This window comes from Brevibacterium sp. NPDC056726 (genome assembly GCF_042790515.1).
GTDB lineage: Bacteria > Actinomycetota > Actinomycetes > Actinomycetales > Brevibacteriaceae > Brevibacterium > Brevibacterium sanguinis.
The window spans coordinates 66,254-84,406 of record NZ_JBHTYZ010000008.1; the positions used below are offsets into that span (position 1 = coordinate 66,254).

20 protein-coding genes are annotated in these 18,153 nt (G+C 68.8%); 2 read left to right on the forward strand and 18 right to left on the reverse strand.

Annotation, left to right across the window (positions count from 1 at the left end; genetic code table 11):
- Positions 1-57 precede the first annotated feature (57 nt).
- The 5 genes from hisH to ACFQ91_RS16765 all read right to left on the reverse strand — a co-directional run bounded on the left by hisH (position 58) and on the right by ACFQ91_RS16765 (position 3,547).
- On the reverse strand, positions 58-750 hold the full coding sequence (gene hisH, locus ACFQ91_RS16745) for an imidazole glycerol phosphate synthase subunit HisH (RefSeq protein ID WP_344251750.1): 693 nt from the start codon (positions 748-750) through the stop codon (positions 58-60).
- Positions 750-1,349 (reverse strand): hypothetical protein, encoded by a 600-nt coding sequence (locus ACFQ91_RS16750; RefSeq protein WP_344251749.1) that lies wholly within the window; start codon positions 1,347-1,349, stop codon positions 750-752. Before ACFQ91_RS16750 ends, hisH begins: the two co-directional genes overlap by 1 nt.
- Positions 1,346-1,942: an imidazoleglycerol-phosphate dehydratase HisB gene (gene hisB / locus ACFQ91_RS16755; RefSeq protein WP_344251748.1), complete on the reverse strand. Its 597-nt coding sequence runs from the start codon at positions 1,940-1,942 to the stop codon at positions 1,346-1,348. The genes ACFQ91_RS16750 and hisB overlap by 4 nt, the downstream gene beginning before the upstream one ends.
- Positions 1,943-2,092: 150 nt before the next feature.
- The gene (locus tag ACFQ91_RS16760; protein WP_344251747.1) at positions 2,093-3,226 is read right to left on the reverse strand and encodes a histidinol-phosphate transaminase; all 1,134 of its coding nucleotides are present in this window, start codon (positions 3,224-3,226) and stop codon (positions 2,093-2,095) included.
- A 9-nt stretch (positions 3,227-3,235) separates the two neighbouring features.
- On the reverse strand, positions 3,236-3,547 hold the full coding sequence (locus ACFQ91_RS16765; protein WP_249121048.1) for a LysM peptidoglycan-binding domain-containing protein: 312 nt from the start codon (positions 3,545-3,547) through the stop codon (positions 3,236-3,238).
- Positions 3,548-3,790: 243 nt separating this feature from the next.
- Between ACFQ91_RS16765 and lexA the strand changes: the two genes are divergently transcribed.
- Entirely contained in the window at positions 3,791-4,546 is a 756-nt protein-coding gene (lexA, locus tag ACFQ91_RS16770; RefSeq protein WP_211979064.1) for a transcriptional repressor LexA, read from the forward strand.
- 712 nt (positions 4,547-5,258) lie between these two features.
- Here the strand turns inward: lexA and ACFQ91_RS16775 are convergent.
- Genes ACFQ91_RS16775 through hflX form a run of 3 tightly spaced genes read right to left on the reverse strand, consistent with a single transcriptional unit; the run spans position 5,259 to position 9,003 of the window.
- The gene (locus tag ACFQ91_RS16775) at positions 5,259-5,513 is read right to left on the reverse strand and encodes a hypothetical protein (RefSeq protein WP_211979063.1); all 255 of its coding nucleotides are present in this window, start codon (positions 5,511-5,513) and stop codon (positions 5,259-5,261) included.
- A 32-nt stretch (positions 5,514-5,545) separates the two neighbouring features.
- Complete coding sequence (locus ACFQ91_RS16780) at positions 5,546-7,531, reverse strand: ATP-dependent DNA helicase (protein ID WP_344251746.1); 1,986 nt, start codon at positions 7,529-7,531, stop codon at positions 5,546-5,548.
- Positions 7,528-9,003, reverse strand: a complete 1,476-nt coding sequence (gene hflX, locus ACFQ91_RS16785; protein WP_137825264.1) for a GTPase HflX — start codon at positions 9,001-9,003, stop codon at positions 7,528-7,530. The genes ACFQ91_RS16780 and hflX overlap by 4 nt, the downstream gene beginning before the upstream one ends.
- Positions 9,004-9,095: 92 nt before the next feature.
- On the opposite strand from hflX, the gene ACFQ91_RS16790 reads away from it, so the two are divergent.
- Entirely contained in the window at positions 9,096-9,710 is a 615-nt protein-coding gene (locus ACFQ91_RS16790; protein WP_344251745.1) for a methyltransferase, read from the forward strand.
- A gap of 48 nt (positions 9,711-9,758) precedes the next feature.
- Here ACFQ91_RS16790 and dapF read toward each other — a convergent pair whose 3' ends face one another.
- From dapF to pgsA, 10 genes are all read right to left on the reverse strand, one after another.
- A complete protein-coding gene (gene dapF, locus ACFQ91_RS16795) occupies positions 9,759-10,736 on the reverse strand; it encodes a diaminopimelate epimerase (protein ID WP_344251743.1) in 978 nt (325 codons plus the stop codon).
- Positions 10,733-11,671, reverse strand: a complete 939-nt coding sequence (miaA, locus tag ACFQ91_RS16800; protein ID WP_344251742.1) for a tRNA (adenosine(37)-N6)-dimethylallyltransferase MiaA — start codon at positions 11,669-11,671, stop codon at positions 10,733-10,735. Before miaA ends, dapF begins: the two co-directional genes overlap by 4 nt.
- A gap of 1 nt (position 11,672) precedes the next feature.
- Positions 11,673-12,326, reverse strand: a complete 654-nt coding sequence (locus tag ACFQ91_RS16805; protein WP_344251741.1) for a hypothetical protein — start codon at positions 12,324-12,326, stop codon at positions 11,673-11,675.
- 1 nt (position 12,327) lies between these two features.
- Positions 12,328-13,824, reverse strand: a complete 1,497-nt coding sequence (gene miaB, locus ACFQ91_RS16810) for a tRNA (N6-isopentenyl adenosine(37)-C2)-methylthiotransferase MiaB (RefSeq protein WP_344251740.1) — start codon at positions 13,822-13,824, stop codon at positions 12,328-12,330.
- 46 nt (positions 13,825-13,870) lie between these two features.
- Positions 13,871-14,641, reverse strand: coding sequence for a regulatory protein RecX (locus ACFQ91_RS16815; RefSeq protein WP_344258293.1), 771 nt, complete (start codon positions 14,639-14,641; stop codon positions 13,871-13,873).
- Between the two features lie 71 nt (positions 14,642-14,712).
- Positions 14,713-15,798, reverse strand: a complete 1,086-nt coding sequence (gene recA / locus ACFQ91_RS16820; protein WP_344251738.1) for a recombinase RecA — start codon at positions 15,796-15,798, stop codon at positions 14,713-14,715.
- 242 nt (positions 15,799-16,040) lie between these two features.
- Complete coding sequence (locus ACFQ91_RS16825; protein ID WP_137826353.1) at positions 16,041-16,268, reverse strand: DUF3046 domain-containing protein; 228 nt, start codon at positions 16,266-16,268, stop codon at positions 16,041-16,043.
- Positions 16,268-16,636, reverse strand: coding sequence for a helix-turn-helix domain-containing protein (locus ACFQ91_RS16830; protein WP_376870422.1), 369 nt, complete (start codon positions 16,634-16,636; stop codon positions 16,268-16,270). The genes ACFQ91_RS16825 and ACFQ91_RS16830 overlap by 1 nt, the downstream gene beginning before the upstream one ends.
- Positions 16,637-16,772: 136 nt before the next feature.
- A complete protein-coding gene (locus ACFQ91_RS16835) occupies positions 16,773-17,378 on the reverse strand; it encodes a CinA family protein (RefSeq protein ID WP_344251737.1) in 606 nt (201 codons plus the stop codon).
- Positions 17,368-18,132 (reverse strand): CDP-diacylglycerol--glycerol-3-phosphate 3-phosphatidyltransferase, encoded by a 765-nt coding sequence (gene pgsA, locus ACFQ91_RS16840; RefSeq protein ID WP_344251736.1) that lies wholly within the window; start codon positions 18,130-18,132, stop codon positions 17,368-17,370. Before pgsA ends, ACFQ91_RS16835 begins: the two co-directional genes overlap by 11 nt.
- Positions 18,133-18,153: the final 21 nt, after the last annotated feature.

Sequence of the window (18,153 nt, forward strand, 5' to 3'; positions counted from 1 at the left end):
GTGGATGCGACGCTGAGTCAGTGATTCCGGGACCGGGCCGGTCCCGGGGCGTGCGGGTCAGTCGTTCGGCGCGGATGCTCCTGGCGAACCGGGGCTGTCGGGCGACCCTGGATTGTCGGGCGACTCGGGATCGCTGGGCGTTGCGGAGAACGTCGCGATCCAGTTGCGCAGGAGTCCGGCACCTGCGGTCGCGGACTTCTCCGGATGGAACTGGGCGGCCCACGTCGTCCCGTCCTCGACGGCGGCGACGAAGTCCCCGCCGTGGGTCGCGGTCGTCACGAGCGTCCCGGGCGGGTGCTCAGTGGCGGCGTAGGAGTGGACGAAGTAGAACTTCTCGTCCTCGATGCCGGCGAACATCTGCGAACCGGGGGGCGCTGTCACGCCCGTCCACCCCATGTGGGGCACGACCGGCGCGTCGAGCGCGGTGACCTCACCGGGCCACAGGCCGATGCCTTCGGTCTCCTCCCCGTGCTCGCGTCCGCGGGAGAAGAAGACCTGGAGGCCGACGCAGATGCCGAGCAGGGGACGACCGGCGGCGTGCCGGTCGCGGATGAGATCGACGGCGCCGACGGATTCGAGCCCGCGCATCACGGCGGAGTACGCGCCGACTCCGGGCACGAGCAGGCCGTCGGCGGCGTCGATGACCGCGTGGTCGGCGGTGAGGGTGACGTCGGCACCGGCGGCCTCGGCGGCGCGCACGGCGGAGCGGACGTTGCCGGCGCCGTAGTCGAGCACGGCGATCGTCGTCATCAGCGCTGCCCTCCTGAGAGGACGCGGGAGATCCGCCACAGCGAGAACCCGAGGACGATCGCCCCGACTACGGCGACGATCCAGGCGACAGCGTTGCCGCCGAGGCCGACGGTGACGCCGAAGGCGAGGACGAGACCGGCGAGGACGGCGACGACGATCCACATGAGCGCGGTGCGTGCGAGCGCGGCCCGTCCCGGCGTCATCGTCGCCGCGCTCGCCTGGAGCTTCGACATCGACGAGGTCGGGATATTGCCCTCGACCTCCTCAGGCGTGACGGTTTCGAGGAGGATCTGCTCGGTGACGTCGGGGAGGTTGCGCAGTGCGAGTCCGGCCGGGACATCGGATTCGCGTGCCCCGTGCCGGAAGTGGCCGGCGTCGATCTGCTCGTCGCTGCGGACGAGGAGGAGGACCTCGTGTTTGCCGGCGAGCTTCGAGATCGCAGCGGCCGCCTCGTTGCCGGCTTCGACACCGGTGTCGGAGAGCACGATACCGGTGAAGTCGCCGATGGGCACGATGGTGCCGGAGATGTTCGAGAGCACGCACGCGGCGGCGAGCTGGTCGGGGACGCCGAACGGGGTGACGACGACGGTGGTGCTCACAGGACTCCCTTGGTGCTCGGGACAGCGGTGGTGCGGCCGTCGGGTTCGACGGCTTCGCGCAGGGCGCGGGCGAAAGCCTTGAACTGGGCTTCGACGATGTGGTGCGGGTCGCGACCGCGCAGCAGGTCGAGGTGGACGGTGAGTCCGGCGTGGAACGCGATCGACTCGAGGGCGTGGGAGGTCATCGAGCCCGTGAAGTGCCCGCCGATGAGGTGGTACTGCTGCCCGTCGGGTTCGCCCTGGTGGACGAAGTAGGGGCGGCCGGAGATGTCGATGACGCAGCGGGCCAGCGATTCGTCGAGCGGGACGAAGGCGGCACCGTAGCGGCGGATGCCGGCCTTGTCGCCGAGTGCTTCGGCGATGGTCTGCCCGATGACGATCGCGGTGTCCTCGACGGTGTGGTGGACGTCGATGTCGGTGTCGCCGGAGGCGCTGATGTCCATGTCGATGAGCGAGTGCTTCGCCAGTGCGGTGAGCATATGGTCGAAGAACGGCACCGTCGTCGAGATGTCTGCTCTGCCGGTGCCGTCGAGATCGAGGGCGACGGACACGGTCGACTCGGATGTCGATCGGTCGCGTTGGGCCTTCCTCATAGTGAGCCTTTCTTCGCTCTGGTCATCACGCGGCGCATGGGTGCGCCGCTGTCCATTGTCTCAGTCCCCGTCCGCATCGTGCACAGCGGTCTCGCCACAGAGCATCGGCGGTCTCGTCGCCGAGGCGGTGGTGGCGGTCTCCGATGGGCGTCAGCGATGGCTGAGCAGCGTGTCCGGTGCGGTCGCGACGATGTCGTCGAGGGCGGCGAGGAACGCGTTCGTCTCCGCTTCGGTGCCGGCGTTGACCCGGGCGTGGTGGGGAATGCCGATGTCGCGGATGAGGATTCCGCGGTCGAGGAGCTGCTGCCACAGGTCGGCCGGTGAGGCGATGTTGCCGAAGAGGACGAAGTTCGAATCGCTCGGGTAGACGGTGAATCCGAGGGTGGCGAGGCGCTCAGCGATGGCCGTGCGCGAGTCGATGAGCCGGTCGACGTTGCCGAGCAGCAGATCGGCGTGATCGAGCGCCGTGCACGCGAGGACCTGGGTGATGTCGGAGAGGTGGTAGGGCAGCCGGACGAGGCGGAGCGCGTCGATGACTTCGGGGGCCGCGATCGCGTAGCCGAGCCGCAGTCCCGCGCAGGCGAAGGCCTTGCTCATCGTCCGGGAGACGACGAGGCGCGGTCGCCCCTCGAGCAGGGTCATCGCCGAGGGCAGGGCGGGTCGGGAGAACTCGGCGTACGCCTCGTCGACGATGACGATTCCACGGCAGTTCTCGTATGCGGCGGCGATGACGTCGAGGCCGATCGAGGTGCCGGTCGGATTGTTCGGGGTGCAGAGGAAGACGATGTCGGGATCGACGCGGGCCACCTCGGCGGCGACGGATGCGGCGTCGAGTTCGAACTCCTCGTCACGGGAGGCCGCCACCCAGGTCGCGCCGGTGCCGGTCGTGATGAGCGGGTGCATCGAGTAGCTCGGGGTGAAGCCGAGAGCGGTGCGTCCGGGTCCGCCGAAGGCCTGGACGATGTGGGAGAGGACCTCGTTCGAGCCGTTGGCCGCCCAGATCATCTCCGGGACGAGGTCGACCGAGCCAACCGCCCGTTCGTTGACGCCGTCGAGGTAGGTGACGAGGTGCTCACGCAGCGCCGTGAATTCCCTGTCGGGGTAGCGGTTGAGTCCGGCGAGGTGGCCGTCGACGGCCCGGCGCATCGCCTCGGTGACGACCTCGGGGATCGGATAGGCGTTCTCGTTGACGTTGAGCTGCACCGGAACGTTGAGGTGCGGAGCGCCGTAGGGCTGCTGACCGACGAGGTCGGAGCGGACCGGCAGAGAGTCGATGTTTCCCACACACCGATTTTAGCGCTGGGGAACGTCGAGACTCTGCCCGGGGTGGACGACGGGGCTGTCGAGGTGGTTGAGCTCGACGATGTCGGCGACGACCTCACGGGTGTCGCGGTCGAGGCCGAGGTTCGAGGCCACGGTCCACAGCGACTCGCCCTCGCCGACGACGACGGCGTCAGCGGCGACTCCGACGACCTCTCCCTCAGCGACCGCCTCGGCGGTGAACGTCTGGGTGGAGATGAAGAGCGTTCCGCCGATGATGGCGAGAGCGCACAGGGCGGTGCGGAGCAGGCGCACGGCGCGGCGGCCGCGGACGGTCAGACGCATTTCGTGATTCTTCTCAGACATCGCTTTACCTCTTTCTTCGTACGATTCCACCCGCAATGGGTAGAACGTCTGTTCTATTCAACATGCCAATCGAACAAATGTCCAGTCCATCTCGAACATTTATGAGACAATGAGCGAGAACCAGCGTTGTTGATCGATCTCGAACAACCATCCCAGGCGGCACTGACACGAGATCTCTCGAAGCGCTTCGACCGGTGGGATTAGAACGAAGGGGAAGAGGCAATGGTGCAGAACAAACGAGGCAGAGGCAGGCCGCGCAACGAGGATGTGGCCAGCGAGATCGCGGCTGCGCGCAGCGAAGAGGACGAGGTCGAGATCCCCGACGGGCCGACCGGAGCCGGCGACTTCCGGCTCTCCCCCCGGCAGCGGCTCGTCCTCGAGACGATCGAACGCGCCGTCGTCACCAACGGCTACCCGCCGAGCATGCGCGAGATCGGCGAGGCCGCGGGGCTCGCATCGCTCTCGAGCGTGGCGCATCAGCTCTCGCAGCTCGAGCGGCTCGGCTATGTCCGTCGCGACCCCAAGCGCCCCCGGGCGATCGAGGTCGTCAATCCCTTCGAAGAGGAGGAGGCGGAGCGCGCGAAGTACGAAGAGCTTGCCAACAACACCGTCCAGGTTCCGGTCGTCGGCCGCATCGCCGCCGGTGGTCCGATCCTCGCCGAGCAGGAGGTCGACGACGTCTTCTCCCTGCCGACGCAGGTCGTCGGCTCCGGCGAGATGTTCCTCCTCAAGGTCGTCGGCGATTCGATGATCGAGGCGGCCATCTGCCACGATGACTGGGTGGTCGTGCGCAAGCAGCACACCGCTGACAACGGGCAGATCGTCGCCGCCCTCCTCGACGGCGAGGCGACGGTGAAGACGCTCAAGCGCAAGGCCGGGCGCCAGTGGCTGCTCCCGCAGAACAAGGACTACGACCCCATCGACGGCACGTATGCGCAGATCATGGGTCTCGTCGTCGCCGTCATTCGCCGCCTCTGAGAGCTGTTACCGGGCACGGCCTGCGCGGAGCGACTGCGCATATCGCGGGCGCTATCTGCAGAGTTCGGTTGCTCGAGCACTGCCTGCGCCCGGCGACGATTGCCCCCGACCGGTCACGGTCGGGGGCACTCGTGCGTTCCGCAGGGTCCCTGGGCGCGGACGACCGCCTCGGCGGCAGGGCACGACCGCCTCGGCGGGTTCAGATTTCGAACCCCGCACACGCAGCCGCACAGACAACCCGTGCACGCGGTGGATCAGCGGCTCCGCGTAGGGGGTGCGAAGCTGCGCGGTGTGTGTGCCACTCCGGGTTGTGCGTGCGAAGCTCCGCGACGGATCTGCGGCGCCGCGGTGGTCGTCGCGCTCCGGGTGCCCTTCGACCGCCTCGGCGGGCTCAGATTTCGAATCCCGCACACGCAGCCGCACAGACAACCCGTGCACGCGGTGCGTCAGCGGCTCCGCGTAGGGCCTACGAATCTGGACGGTGCATCAGCGGCTCCGCGGTGGTCGTCGCGCTCCGGGTGCCTTTCGACCGCCTCGGCGGGCTCAGATTTCGAATCCCGCACACGCAGCCGCACCGACAACCCGTGCACGCGGTGGATCAGCGGCTCCACGTAGGGGGTGCGAAGCTGCGCGGGGTGACTGCCACTGAGGGTTGTGCGTGCGAAACCGCGCGACGGATCTGCGGCGCAGCCGAATCAGAGACTGGGATCGTTCACAGACCGTTCTGCACATCGGTCAGGGAGTCGGCAGTCGGATAGCCCTGCGTCGAGTCGCCCATTCCGAGCAGAAAGACCAGGGTGAGCACCATGGCAGCACCGCCGAGAACGAAGGCCACAACTGGCCAGACGTTGAGATAAGTGGCGCCCATGAGCAGCCCGATGCCCCCGGCGGCGAAAAGGGCGAGACCCGTGAGGAGACTCGCCAGCCAATGTTTCCGCTGGGGCTTCTTCTTCCGTTTGCGCGCCATGGCGCGAACTGTACCACCCGGCCCCGCGGACCTCATCCCTTGGCTGCGTCGTCGTCCTTCGCGTCGGCGAGCCGGCCGAGGGCGGTGCGAACGAGCTGCGCGTCGGTCGTCGGCCACATCTGCGGCATCGAGTTGACGAGGTAGCCGGCGTACCGGGCCGAGCGCAGCCGCGAGTCGAGCACCGCGACGACACCCTTGTCAGCTGTCGAGCGGATGAGGCGTCCGGCGCCCTGGGCCAGGCGCAGAGCGGCATGCGTCGCGCTCACCGCCATGAACCCGTTGACACCGCGCTTGTCGGCGTCGCGGGCCCGCGCCTGCATGAGCGGATCGTCCGGACGCGGGAAGGGGATCCGGTCGATGATGACGAGCCGGTTCGTCCTCCCGGGCACGTCGACGCCCTGCCACAGTGACATCGTCCCGAACAGACATGCCTCATCGTCGGCGGCGAACCGGGAGACGAGCGACGGCAGACCGTCCTCGCCCTGGAGGAGGATCGGAACATCGACCTTGGCTCGCAGATGCTCGGCGGCGGCATTCGCTGCCGCTTTCGAGGAGAAGAGTCCGAGCGCCCCGCCACGGGACGCGGTGACGAGCGCTTCGAGTTCGGCCAGCGCCTCCTCGCTCAGCCCGCTGCGACCGGGTTTGGGCAGGTGAGAGGCGACGTAGATGATGCCCTGCCGGCCGTAGTCGAAGGGTGAGCCGACGTCGAGGCCGTCCCACCTCGGCGCATCCGGTCCGAAGAGCCCGAGCGAGGCGGCCACGGCGTCGAAGTTCCCACCGAGGGCGAGCGTCGCCGAGGTCGCGACGACGGTGGAGTCCTCGAAGATCCCGTTGCGCATCGTCCCGGCCACGCTCAGCGGAGCGACGACGAGGTTCGTCGTCTCGCGTTCGCGGAAGGTGCTGCGGCTCAGCCACACGACGTCGTTCTTGCCGGGGTCGCAGAAGCGCTCGGCGAGTTCGAAGATCTCCTGGCACCGGGCCTTGGCCATCTGCCGGCCCGCATCGGCCTCCTCCCCGCGTCCGCCGATGTCGTTGATGATCTGCCGGGCGGAGTCGCGGATCTGCGTGAGGGCGAGTGCCAACGGCTCGGCGACGGAGAGCATGAGCCCCTCCTGGACACCGGCGGTGGCGCGTTCGAAGGCAGCCGAGGCGGTGTCGAGCATCGCGACGACCCCGTCCTCGACCGTCGTGTTCTTCCGCACCGCCGAGGTGGCTGCCGACAGCATGCCCGTGTTGATCTGGCCGGACAGGGCGTTCGTCACGCGGTCCTTGAGTTCGTGGGCCTCGTCGATGATGATGACGTCGTGTTCGGGCAGGACGGAATTCTCCCCGAACGCGTCGATCGCGAGCAGCGCGTGGTTCGTCACGATGATGTCGGCCTCCGAGGCCGCGGTCCGCGCCTGTTCGGCGTAGCACTCGGTGAAGAGCGGACAGTTCGACCCCAGGCAGTCGAACGCGTTGACCGACACCTGCGCCCACGCCTTGTCACTAACACCTGGCAGCAGATCGTCCCGGTCGCCGGTGTCCGTCGTCTTCTCCCACGTCCGAATCCGCTGGATCTCCTCACCGAGGCCGGACCGGTCGGCGGGTCGGCGGCCGGCGGCGGCATCGGCGCCGAGGTCGAAGAGCATGCCCTCGTCCTCGTCGGGATAGCCGCCCTCGAGTTTGTGCTTGCACACATAGTTGCGCCGCCCCTTGAGCAGCGCGGCCTTCGGCAGCGGGTCGAGCGTCTTCTTCAGCGCCTTGAACAGGCGCGGCAGGTCCCGGTGGATGATCTGCGTCTGCAGTGCCAGCGTCGCCGTCGAGACGACGACCGTCCCTCCGGTGCGGCTCGCGTACTCGGCGGCGGGCACGAGGTAGGCCAGCGATTTGCCGGTGCCCGTGCCCGCCTGGACGAGGAGGTGGATGTTCTTGTCGAGCGACGAGGTGACCGCCTCGGCCATCTCGGTCTGCCCCTCACGGGGCGCCCCACCGATCGCCCCGACCGCGGTCTGGAGCAGATCGGAGACCGTGCTCACTCGCCGATGACCAGGTCGGGCCTGCGGAACTCCTCGAGTTCGGCGGCGAGTTCGGCCGGGACCTTCGCCTGCATGCCCGTGCCGCCGGCGCCGTGCTCCTCGTGCTCGACGGTGCCGAGCGCATAGATCTTCGACACGAGGTCGCCGCGCTCATACGGGATGAGGACGGTGATCTCGATGTTCGGCGAGGGCAGCTTCTCCTCGATCGTCTCGACGAGCTCGGCGATGCCCTCCCCCGTCGCCGCGGAGACGAATCGCGCTCCGGGGTATTCGGCGCGCAGCGCGGTGACGACGTTCTCGTCGGCGAGGTCGACCTTGTTGAAGACGAGGAGTTCGGGGATGTCACCGGTCTCGACGTCGCCGAGGACCTCGCGCACGGCGTGAATCTGCCCGTGCGGGTCCGGGTGCGAGGCGTCGACGACGTGGAGGAGCAGATCGGAGTCGGCCGCCTCCTCGAGCGTCGACCGGAACGCCTCGACGAGCTGATGGGGCAGGTTCCTCACGAAGCCGACGGTGTCGGTGTACGTGAACGTGATGCCCTCAGCCGTCCGCGACTGCCGGACGGTCGGGTCGAGGGTCGCGAACAGGGCGTTCTGGACCATCACCTCGGCGTCGGTGAGCCGGTTGAGCAGGGAGGACTTGCCCGCGTTCGTGTACCCGACGATCGCCACCGACGGGATGTGGTTGCGGTTGCGGTTCTTCCGCTTCGTGTCCCTGGCCGGCGCCATGCCGGCGATCTCCCGGCGCAGCTTCGCCATCCGCGTACGGATCCGGCGGCGGTCGAGCTCCATCTTCGTCTCACCGGGACCGCGCGAACCGATGCCGGCACCGCCGGCGACCCGGCCACCGGCCTGACGGGACATCGACTCACCCCAGCCGCGCAGACGCGGCAGGAGGTATTCGAGCTGCGCGAGCTCGACCTGGGCCTTGCCCTCGCGGGACTTCGCGTGCTGGGCGAAGATGTCGAGGATGAGCGCGACGCGGTCGACGACCTTGACCTTGATGACGTCCTCGAGCCCGCGCCGCTGGCTGGGGGCGAGTTCGGAGTCGATGATCACGGTGTCGGCGCCGACGGCTTCGACGATCTCCTTGAGCTCGGCGGCCTTGCCCTTGCCGAGGTACGTGCCCGGGTCCGGCTTCTCTCGGCGCTGGACGATCGCATCGAGAACTTCGGAACCTGCGGTCTCGGCGAGCGCGGCGAGTTCGCGGATCGAGTTCTCCGCCTCGTCGAGTGTGGTGTTCCACAGTCCGGCGAGTACGACGCGCTCGAGCCGGATCTGGCGGTATTCGACCTCGGTGACATCTTCGAGTTCGGTGGAGAGTCCGGCGACGCGCCGCAGGGCGGCACGCTCGGCGAGATCGAACTGGGAGTCCTCGTCAGCGGGGGTTCCCTGCGGGCTGAGCGCCTGAGCACCTCTGGCGAGGACGCGGTCGAGCATGGCATCTCGACGCTCTTTGTCGGTGGACGTCATTCATTCCTTTGTTCGTGTGTCGTTGTCGTCTGCATTCTGTGCAACGCATTCCGACGTCGTTCTATTCTCCCACAGCCGACTAGACTGCAACCGTGGCAGAGCACTATTTCACGCAGAGCCCGACGAGCGACGCGAAGCGCCGGGAGATCACCCTCGACCTCGCCGGTCGCACCGTGACCGTAGAGACGATGAGCGGGACCTTCTCCCCCACTCGACTCGACCCCGGCACCGCTGTGCTCCTCAAGCACCTTCCCGCGCCCGCCCCCGGGGATCTTCTCGATCTCGGGGCCGGGTGGGGTCCGATCGCGCTCCATTCCGCGTTCCAGGCTGCCGACGCCGAGGTGGACGTCCGCATCTGGGCCCTCGACGTCAACTCCCGGTCACTCGAATCGACGGCGGGCAATGCCGCCCGCCTCGGACTCGAGACGATCCGTCCCGTCACCGCAGACGAGATCCCCGCGGACCTCGAGTTCTCGACGATCCGGTCGAATCCGCCCATCCGGATCGGCAAGGAGGCCCTCCATGAGCTGCTGGAGACGTGGCTGCCCCGTCTTGCCCCCGGTGGGCGCGCGGACCTCGTCGTGTCGAAGAACCTCGGCGCCGACTCCCTTCTCGGCTGGATCTCCACGATGCTCGGTGAGGGGTTCACCGCTGAGCGCACCGCCTCGGCGAAAGGGTTCCGGATCCTCACGATCCACCGGGACTGATGCGAGTGCGGACACGGTGTGCCTTCCGGCGTCGAGCGTCCGCGAATCTCAGTCGAGGGTGCCGCTTGCGACGAGGACCGCGGGACCGGCCAGCGTGACGGTTCCGGCCGTCCCGGTCTGATCAGGGGTGATGCCGATGCGCAGGCGACCGCCGGGAACGTCGACGCGCCACTGCAGGGGCGAGGCCGCACCGGCCCAGTGATGGGCGGCGATCGCGGCCGCGCACGCACCGGTCCCGCACGATCGGGTCTCCCCGACGCCGCGTTCGGACACGCGCATTCGCAGGGCGCCCTCCCCGCCGGCGACGTCGCTGCGGGCCGGTTCCATGACGATGTACTCGACGTTCGACCCGTGCGGCGGCACCGGGTCGAGGACGGGGTAGTCGCGGAGGTCGGCGGCGGCGAGCTCGGCCGCCTCGGCGAGTGCCACGACGGTGTGCGGATTGCCCGTCTCGACGGACAGTCCCGGACGGGCAACGTCGATGCCGTCGGTCGTCACGAGCACCTCGGCGCGGTCGTCGAGTGACCACGCGCCCATGTCGACGGTGTACCACGCGTCCTCGGGCGAACCGGGGATCCGCGCGGTCGAGGCCTCGGTCGCGGGGTCGGTCTCACCGAGGGCGGGGTTGAGGGTGGTGCGGACGGTCTTGATGCCGTCGCGGGTGGCGACCTTGATCTCCGGGGCGTCAGCGGGGACGCGCCCGGTGGTGACGAGGGCGTGGGCGAAGACGCGGACGCCGTTGCCGCACATCTCCGAGAGGCTGCCGTCGTGGTTGTAGTAGTCCATGAACCATTCGGCACCGGCGGCGGCCTGGTCGGCGGCGCCGGGGATGCCGCTGTCGGCGGAGCGGACGATGCGGATGACGCCGTCGCCGCCGAGCCCGGTCTGCCGGTCGGCGAGCAGCGCGACGGTCTCGGGGTGGAGCGTGAGGTCACCGTTGTCGTCGTCGAGGAGGACGAAGTCGTTCTCGGTGCCATGCCCCTTGTGGAAGCGGGTGCCGGAGAGTGCGGCGAACGGTGAGGTCATGCCTCCATCCTAACGATCTCCAGTGCCCGGCTCAGCGGTGACCCCGGGGACTCCGGTGCCGCTGCCCCTGCCTCGCTCATGTCGATCCAGGTGATGCGCGGGTCGCGGCGGAACCACGTGTCCTGACGGCGGGCGAACTGGCGGGTGCGCACGGTCGTCGACTCCTGGGCCGCGGCCGCGCTCATCGTGCCCGCGAGATGCTCCTGGATCTGCGCGTACCCGATCGCCCGGGAGGCCGTGCGACCGCGGGCGAGCCCCTGGCCGAGCAGGGTGCGGACCTCGTCGACCCAGCCGGCCTCCCACATCCGGGCGACGCGGGTGGCGATGCGTGTGTGCAGGGTCGCCCGATCGACGCCGAGGCCGAGGTGGATCGTCGGTTCGATCTCCGTGTAGTCGGGCAGGGAAGCGCTGAAGGGCCGGCCGGTGAGTTCGATGACCTCGAGGGCGCGGACGATGCGGCGTGCGTCTCCGGTGCCGATCTTCTCTGCGGCGACCGGATCGAGGTCGGCGAGTCGGTGGTGGGCGGCCCACCGGTCGGCGGCGACCTCGGCCTCAAGGCGGGCGCGCACCGCAGGGTCGGTGCCCGGGAACTCCATGTGGTCGGTCGCGGCGCGGGCGTAGAGGCCCGAGCCGCCGACGAGGATCGGGCGCCGCCCGCGCGTCCGGATGTCGGCGATCGCCTCCCGGGCCGCGGTCTGGAAGGCCTGGACCGTGGCCTCCTCGGTGACGTCGAGGATGTCGATGAGGTGATGGGGCACCCCGCGGCGCTCGGTCACCGGCAGCTTCGCGGTGCCGATGTCCATGCCCCGGTAGAACTGCATGGAATCGGAGTTGATGATCTCCCCGTCGAGGCGTTCGGCGAGGTCGAGGGCGAGGTCGGACTTGCCCGTCGCGGTCGCGCCGACGATCGAGATGATCGGTGCCGGGGCGGTCATCTCAGCCTTCGGCCACGGCGCACAGGGTGCGCACGTCGTGGACGGTCGAGTCGTGGACGATCATCACCTCGCGGGTCCCCGGGGTGCCGGCCTCGTGGTGCTCGAGGGCGGCGCCGAGGAGGTCGAGGTCGGCGTGGACGGCGCGGGCGCCGCTCACGGCGGTGCGCAGGGCCGGGGTGTCCCAGCGTGCGATCGCGGCGGCGACGTCGGCGTCGAAGTCGCTCGCCCTGGGCACGGGGGCGAGTGGGGCATCCGCCGAGGCGGCACCGGAGAGGTCGATGGGCGCGAGCACGTCCTCGCTCGTGCCGGCCGCTCCGATGGTCACGCCGACCTCGTGCGCGTGGAGTGCGGCGATGGCCAGGCCGGGATGCGCGGTGCGGCAGGCGTCGCGCTCGTCCTCGCCCAGGGCGGTTACGGCGTCGACCCAGGCGTCTGCCTCGAGGAGGTCTCCGGTGCGGGTGTCGATGCCGCGGTCGATGCCGAAGCCGCCGAGTCCGAGGAGGACGGGCAGGGTGTCGACCGGCAGGGCCCACGCCGAGGCGGTCGCCAGGATGTCGAGGATCGCTGCGCGGGCTGCGGTGGAGCGTCGGGGTTCGGTGCGGTCGATGTGCGACAGCAGCACGGGGGTGGCCGGGATGAGCGCGAGGCGTCGCATCTCAGGTGCGCGGGCGGATCGTCGGCATTCCGAGCACGGTGGCGCCGCCGGGGGTGACTCCTGCGGTCGGGGTGCCGCAGCTGTCGGCCTGTGCGCGATCATAGGCGTCTCCGGCCCGCGACGGCCGCACGCTGACGCCGGAGTCGGCGAGGAGGAAGTAGGGCTTCGCGTCGGTGACCGTTGCCGTGACGAAGTCTCCGGGGCGCGGCAGCTCGTTGCCGGCCGGCGGCGAGACGTGGACGAGCCGGTTGTCGGCGGCGCGTCCGCTCAGTCGCGGGGAGTCGGCGTTCGGCAGGCTCGTGACGAGGACCTCGACCTCGGTGCCGATGAGCGCCTTGTTCTCCTCCCACGCGATCTCGTCCTGGAGGGCGATGAGGCGTTCGAACCGCTCCTGGACGATCTCCTTGGGCAGCTGGTCGGGCATCGTGGCCGCGGGCGTGCCGGGACGGATCGAGTACTGGAAGGTGAAGGCCTGGGAGAATCGGGCGCGACGGACGATGTCCATCGTGCCGGCGAAGTCCTCCTCGGTCTCGCCGGGGAAGCCGACGATGATGTCGGTGGTGATCGCGGCGTGCGGGATCCGCTCCCGGACTGTGTCGAGGATGCGCATGAAACGGCTCGTCCGGTAGGACCGGCGCATCGCCTTGAGAATCCGGTCGGAACCCGACTGCAGGGGCATGTGGAGCTGCGGCATGACGGTCGGGGTCTCGGCCATTGCGTCGATGACGTCGTCGGAGAAGGCCGCGGGGTGCGGGCTCGTGAAGCGCACGCGTTCGATGCCCTCGACATTGCCGACGGCGCGCAGGAGCTTGGCGAACGCGCCCTTGTCACGGAATTCGGCGCCGTAGGAGTTGACGTTCTGCCCGAGCAGGGTGACTTCGACGACCCCGTCGGCGACAAGGGCTTCGACCTCGGCGAGGATGTCGCCGGGACGGCGGTCCTTCTCCTTGCCGCGGAGGCTGGGGACGATGCAGAACGTGCACGTGTTGTTGCAGCCGACGGAGATCGACACCCACCCGGAGTGCTGGGATTCGCGGCGGCTGGGCAGGGTCGAGGGGAAGATGTCGAGGCTTTCGAGGATCTCGACCTGGGCTTCGTCGTTGTGCCGGGCGCGTTCGAGGAGCGCGGGCAGCGACCCCATGTTGTGGGTGCCGAAGACGACGTCGACCCAGGGGGCCTTCTTCACGATCGTGTCGCGGTCCTTCTGGGCCATGCAGCCGCCGACGGCGATCTGGAGGCCGGGGTGGTTCTCCTTGACCTTCGCGAGTCGACCGAGGTTGCCGTAGAGGCGGTTGTCGGCGTTCTCCCGCACCGCACACGTGTTGAAGACGACGACGTCGGCCTGGGCGTCGGCGTCGGCGCGGACGTATCCGGCGTCGTCGAGGAGGCCGGAGAGGCGTTCGGAATCGTGGACGTTCATCTGGCAGCCGTAGGTCTTGACCTCGTAGCTGCGCGCATGCGCGTCGGTGGTGTGCGGGGCGTCGATGAGTTCAGTCATGGCCCCACCATTCTACCGCCGCGCCCGTAACTCCGCTGTCGCCGACTCAGCCCTCGGCGAGCACCTCGCGGGTGACCTTGAGGCAGATCGTCGAGGAGAACCCGCGGCGGGCGAGCATCCCGAGGATCCGGCGTTCGCGCACCTCGTGGTCGAGGCCGCGGGTCGACCGCGCCTTCTTCTCGGCGACGTCGCGAGCGAGGCTCTCCTCACCTTCGGCTCCGCCGTCGACCTCGTCGACGACACCGGCGATCGTGTCCTCGTCGATGCCCTTCCGGCTCAACTGCCGGCGTAGGGCCGACCGGGAGAGCTTCTTCCCCTCACGCTGGGCCTTGGCGAAGCGGCGGGCGAACTCGGTGTCGTTCAGGAGGTTCGAGCGTTCGAGCTTGGTGATGAGCCGGTCGATCGCGGCCGCATCGAAGTCGCGTTTCGCGAGCTTCTCCCGCAGTTCGGTGCTCGAGTGGTCGCGCATCGCGAGCATGTTGAGCGCCGTCTTCTTCGCCTTCGCATAGGACTCGGCGAACTCCGGGGAGTCCCCGACGTCGGGGGCGAGAGAAGGAACATCGGCCCGAGCGGGCTGCTCCCCCGCCGCCGCGAGTCCGTCCCCCGCCTCGGCGACATCATCTCTCGCCGGCGCGACATCATCCCCCGCTTGCGCGGCGGCATCGCCCGCCTCGGCGAGCCCGGCGAAGAACCCCGACTCCCCCTGCGCGTGACGATGTTCGAGGTCGGAAATCGCCGCACGCAGGGCGCTGAGCTGAGCGGGTTCGGGCCCGGGCTCGTCTGAACGGCGAGTATCGGGAGTGCGCTCTTCGGTCATGGGTCTCCCCCAGTCATGAGGTCATGAGGTCGTACCGACTCCGCGTACAGGTCGCGCGGTCCGGCACACGGTCACGAGATCTCGACGTCGTCCGTCTCCTCGGCGGCAGCGGCATCGGGGGCCTCGTCCTCGACCTTGATGAGGCCCATCTTGTGCTTGATCTTCAGCTCGATCTCCTCGGCGAGGCCGGGGTTGTCGCGGAGGAAGTTGCGGACGTTCTCCTTGCCCTGGCCCAGCTGGTCGCCGTCGTAGGTGAACCACGAACCGGACTTGCGGATGATCCCGTTGTCGACGCCCATGTCGATGAGGCTGCCTTCGCGGGAGATGCCGTGGCCGTAGAGGATGTCGAACTCGGCCTGCTTGAACGGCGGGGCCACCTTGTTCTTGACGATCTTCGCCCGCGTCCGGTTGCCGATCGCATCCTGGCCCTCCTTGAGGGTCTCGATGCGACGGACGTCGATGCGCACGGAGGCGTAGAACTTCAGTGCCTTGCCGCCCGAGGTCGTCTCCGGGGAGCCGAAGAAGACGCCGACCTTCTCACGGAGCTGGTTGATGAAGATCGCCGTGGTCTTCGACTGGGCGAGGGCACCGGTGATCTTGCGCAGCGCCTGCGACATCAGGCGGGCCTGGAGGCCGACGTGGCTGTCGCCCATCTCGCCTTCGATCTCGGCCTTCGGCACGAGGGCGGCGACGGAGTCGATGACGATGATGTCGAGTGCGCCGGAGCGGATGAGCATGTCGGCGATCTCGAGCGCCTGCTCACCGGTGTCGGGCTGGGAGACGAGGAGCTGATCGGTGTCGACGCCGAGCTTCTTCGCGTACTCGGGGTCGAGCGCGTGCTCCGCGTCGATGAACGCGGCGATGCCGCCGGCCTTCTGGGCGTTCGCCACCGCGTGGAGGGCGACCGTCGTCTTGCCGGAGGACTCCGGTCCGTAGATCTCGACGACGCGGCCGCGCGGGAGACCGCCGATGCCGAGCGCGATGTCGAGGGCGACCGAGCCGGTCGGGATCGACTCGATGGGTTCCCGGACTCCCTCGCCGAGGCGCATGATCGCGCCCTTGCCGTAGTTGCGGTCGATCTGGCCGAGTGCGGCGTCGAGCGCCTTGGACTTGTCGCCGCCGGTGGGGATCTGCAGGTTCTTGGGTGTACGCGCCATGACCTCTCCTAAAGTGTTCGCAAACTGTGAGACCAAGGCTAGAAGATGGCACTGACATGACGACAGGGAAGCGATCTCCCCTGTGGACAACCGGCCACTCGTGGTCACAGGTCCCGTGATTCGCTCACCATCATAGCCGATATAAGAACATGTGTTCGAAATGTCGCGGCGTGTCGTTCGAAGATTGTCGGCACCCCTGCGCGCCGGCCACACCAGCCAGCATCGCCGCCAAGCTCAGCGGCTCAGAACGGCCGGGACCGCGGCTTCTCCTTGCCGAGACGCCGCGATTCGGGCACGCCCATCGAATCGCACACGGCGATCCAGATGTCACGGGGTTCGATGCCCTGGCGGAAGGCCTCGGCGGCGGTCACCGAGCCGAGGCTGCTCAGGGTGAGGTCGGTGTGGAGGGATGCGGCGCGCGCCTCCCCGAACTCCTCGTTCATGAGGGTCCAGTAGAGCGTGTGGCGCATTACGGCTTGGCAGCCAGCCGCGGGGTCGGGTAACCGCCCGGGTGGCCGAGGATCTTGTCCGAGAGCTCCTGCGGGATGGTGTCGGGGATGGCGACACCCTCTTCGAGGGCGAAGCGGTCCGAGACCTCGCTGAGCAGGGCCGAGACCGGCAGCTCAAGAGCTTCGCAGATCGCGGAGAGGAGTTCCGAGGAGGCTTCCTTCTGTCCGCGTTCGATCTCGCTGAGGTAGCCGAGCGACACGCTGGCTCCCGTGGAGACATCGCGCAGCGTCCGTCCTTGACGGCGGCGAGCGGAACGCAGGGCATCGCCGATTTCAACTCTCAGTAACATTGTGCGTCCCTCCCTTTGATCGCGCGATCGTGGATTCAACTTTACAGCCCGGTCGCGCGGGGGCGCCAACCTGAGCGGGTGAGATGGGGGTATTGCCAGTCCTTTCGGAGAAACCGGCGCGGTGGCATGTCTGTGCGTATGTCATCTTGAACACTCAACCATCGCACAAGGGAAGTTATTCCGCGCCGGTGTCCGTGCCGGCAGTGTCCGCGCCGACGGCGTCCGGACCGGCAGAGTCCGAACCAGCAGCCGCCCCACCGCTTCCCACCCCTCCCGTGCCCGGGTCGGGTCCGAATGCGAGCTTCGCGACGAACTCGCCGAGGCGCTCGACCATGGCCGCGACCGTGGCGGACCGGATCGCCTCCCGATCCCCGGTGAAGCGGTGTTCGACGACGTGGGCGCGGGAGCCGAACGCGATCGCCGTGTAGACGAAGCCGACCTCCTTGCCGTCCTGCGGGTCCGGTCCGGCGACTCCCGTGCAGGAGACGCCGATGTCGGCGACGCAGGCGCGGGCGGCGCCGACGGCCATCTGCGCGGCGACGACCTCGTCGACGGGTCCCGTCTCCTCGAGGCGGTCGGCGTCGACGCCGGCGAGGCTCGCCTTGAGGTCGGTCGCATAGGTAACGAGGCCGCCGCGAACGACCGCGGAGGCGCCGGGGACGTCGACGAGGGTGGAGACGAATCGGCCGGCAGTCAGGGATTCCGCCGAGGCGACCGAGAGTCCCAGCTGCGCACAGGTCGCGATGATCTCCCGGGACTCCGCGAGCAGGTCACCGGCCATCGCCGGTCCGCGGGCCCTCGGAATCCTCGGCCCCGTCCGGTCCCGATCCGGGCCCGCCGGCATCGCCGTGGCCGGGCTGCCGGACCGAGCCTCCCGCAGACGTCCCGTCGGAGGCGGGACGGTCGGTCGCCTCGGCGCCGGAATGGGCGGTGCGGGCCAACCGCGCCGCCTGGATGCAGTAGTCGATGCCGGTGACGATCGTGACGACGATCGCGGCGGCCATGACGACCCACGCGACGACGATGAGGACCATCGCCACGGGCACGGGGACGATGAACGCGAGCGGCTTGAGCAGGAGGAACAGCCCGATCGCGACGGTCTGGAGGACGGTCTTGAGCTTTCCGCCCTTGGAGGCGGGCATGACGGCGATGCGGATCATGAAGAAGCGCAGCACGGTGATGCCGAGTTCGCGCACGAGGATGATGACCGGCACCCACCACGGCAGCTCGCCGACGATGCTCAGCCCGATGAGGGCCGCGGCCATGAGCGATTTGTCGGCGATGGGGTCGGCGATCTTGCCGAAGTTCGTGATGAGGTTGTATTTGCGGGCGAGGTCGCCGTCGATCTTGTCCGTGGCCATCGCCAGCAAGAAGACCGCGAGCGCCCACCACCGCGTCGTGAGGTCCTGTCCCCCGTCGTTGAGGAGGAGGACGAGGAAGACGGGAACGAGGAGGATCCGCACCACCGTCAGGGCATTGGGGAGGTTCCAGGCGCTCGGTTCGGCAGTGGGCGGGGTCTCGGGGCGATCGTTCACACCTCAACCCTATCCGAGACC

Excerpts from the sequence above, each read along its gene's own strand:
- hisH (WP_344251750.1), bottom strand. The coding sequence starts at position 750 with ATGACGACGATCGCCGTGCTCGACTACGGCGCCGGCAACGTCCGCTCC.
- hisB (WP_344251748.1), bottom strand. The coding sequence starts at position 1,942 with ATGAGGAAGGCCCAACGCGACCGATCGACATCCGAGTCGACCGTGTCC.
- ACFQ91_RS16765 (WP_249121048.1), bottom strand. The coding sequence starts at position 3,547 with ATGCGTCTGACCGTCCGCGGCCGCCGCGCCGTGCGCCTGCTCCGCACC.
- lexA (WP_211979064.1), top strand. The coding sequence starts at position 3,791 with ATGGTGCAGAACAAACGAGGCAGAGGCAGGCCGCGCAACGAGGATGTG.
- ACFQ91_RS16775 (WP_211979063.1), bottom strand. The coding sequence starts at position 5,513 with ATGGCGCGCAAACGGAAGAAGAAGCCCCAGCGGAAACATTGGCTGGCG.
- hflX (WP_137825264.1), bottom strand. The coding sequence starts at position 9,003 with ATGACGTCCACCGACAAAGAGCGTCGAGATGCCATGCTCGACCGCGTC.
- dapF (WP_344251743.1), bottom strand. The coding sequence starts at position 10,736 with ATGACCTCACCGTTCGCCGCACTCTCCGGCACCCGCTTCCACAAGGGG.
- miaA (WP_344251742.1), bottom strand. The coding sequence starts at position 11,671 with ATGACCGCCCCGGCACCGATCATCTCGATCGTCGGCGCGACCGCGACG.
- ACFQ91_RS16805 (WP_344251741.1), bottom strand. The coding sequence starts at position 12,326 with ATGCGACGCCTCGCGCTCATCCCGGCCACCCCCGTGCTGCTGTCGCAC.
- miaB (WP_344251740.1), bottom strand. The coding sequence starts at position 13,824 with ATGACTGAACTCATCGACGCCCCGCACACCACCGACGCGCATGCGCGC.
- ACFQ91_RS16815 (WP_344258293.1), bottom strand. The coding sequence starts at position 14,641 with ATGACCGAAGAGCGCACTCCCGATACTCGCCGTTCAGACGAGCCCGGG.
- recA (WP_344251738.1), bottom strand. The coding sequence starts at position 15,798 with ATGGCGCGTACACCCAAGAACCTGCAGATCCCCACCGGCGGCGACAAG.
- ACFQ91_RS16825 (WP_137826353.1), bottom strand. The coding sequence starts at position 16,268 with ATGCGCCACACGCTCTACTGGACCCTCATGAACGAGGAGTTCGGGGAG.
- ACFQ91_RS16835 (WP_344251737.1), bottom strand. The coding sequence starts at position 17,378 with ATGGCCGGTGACCTGCTCGCGGAGTCCCGGGAGATCATCGCGACCTGT.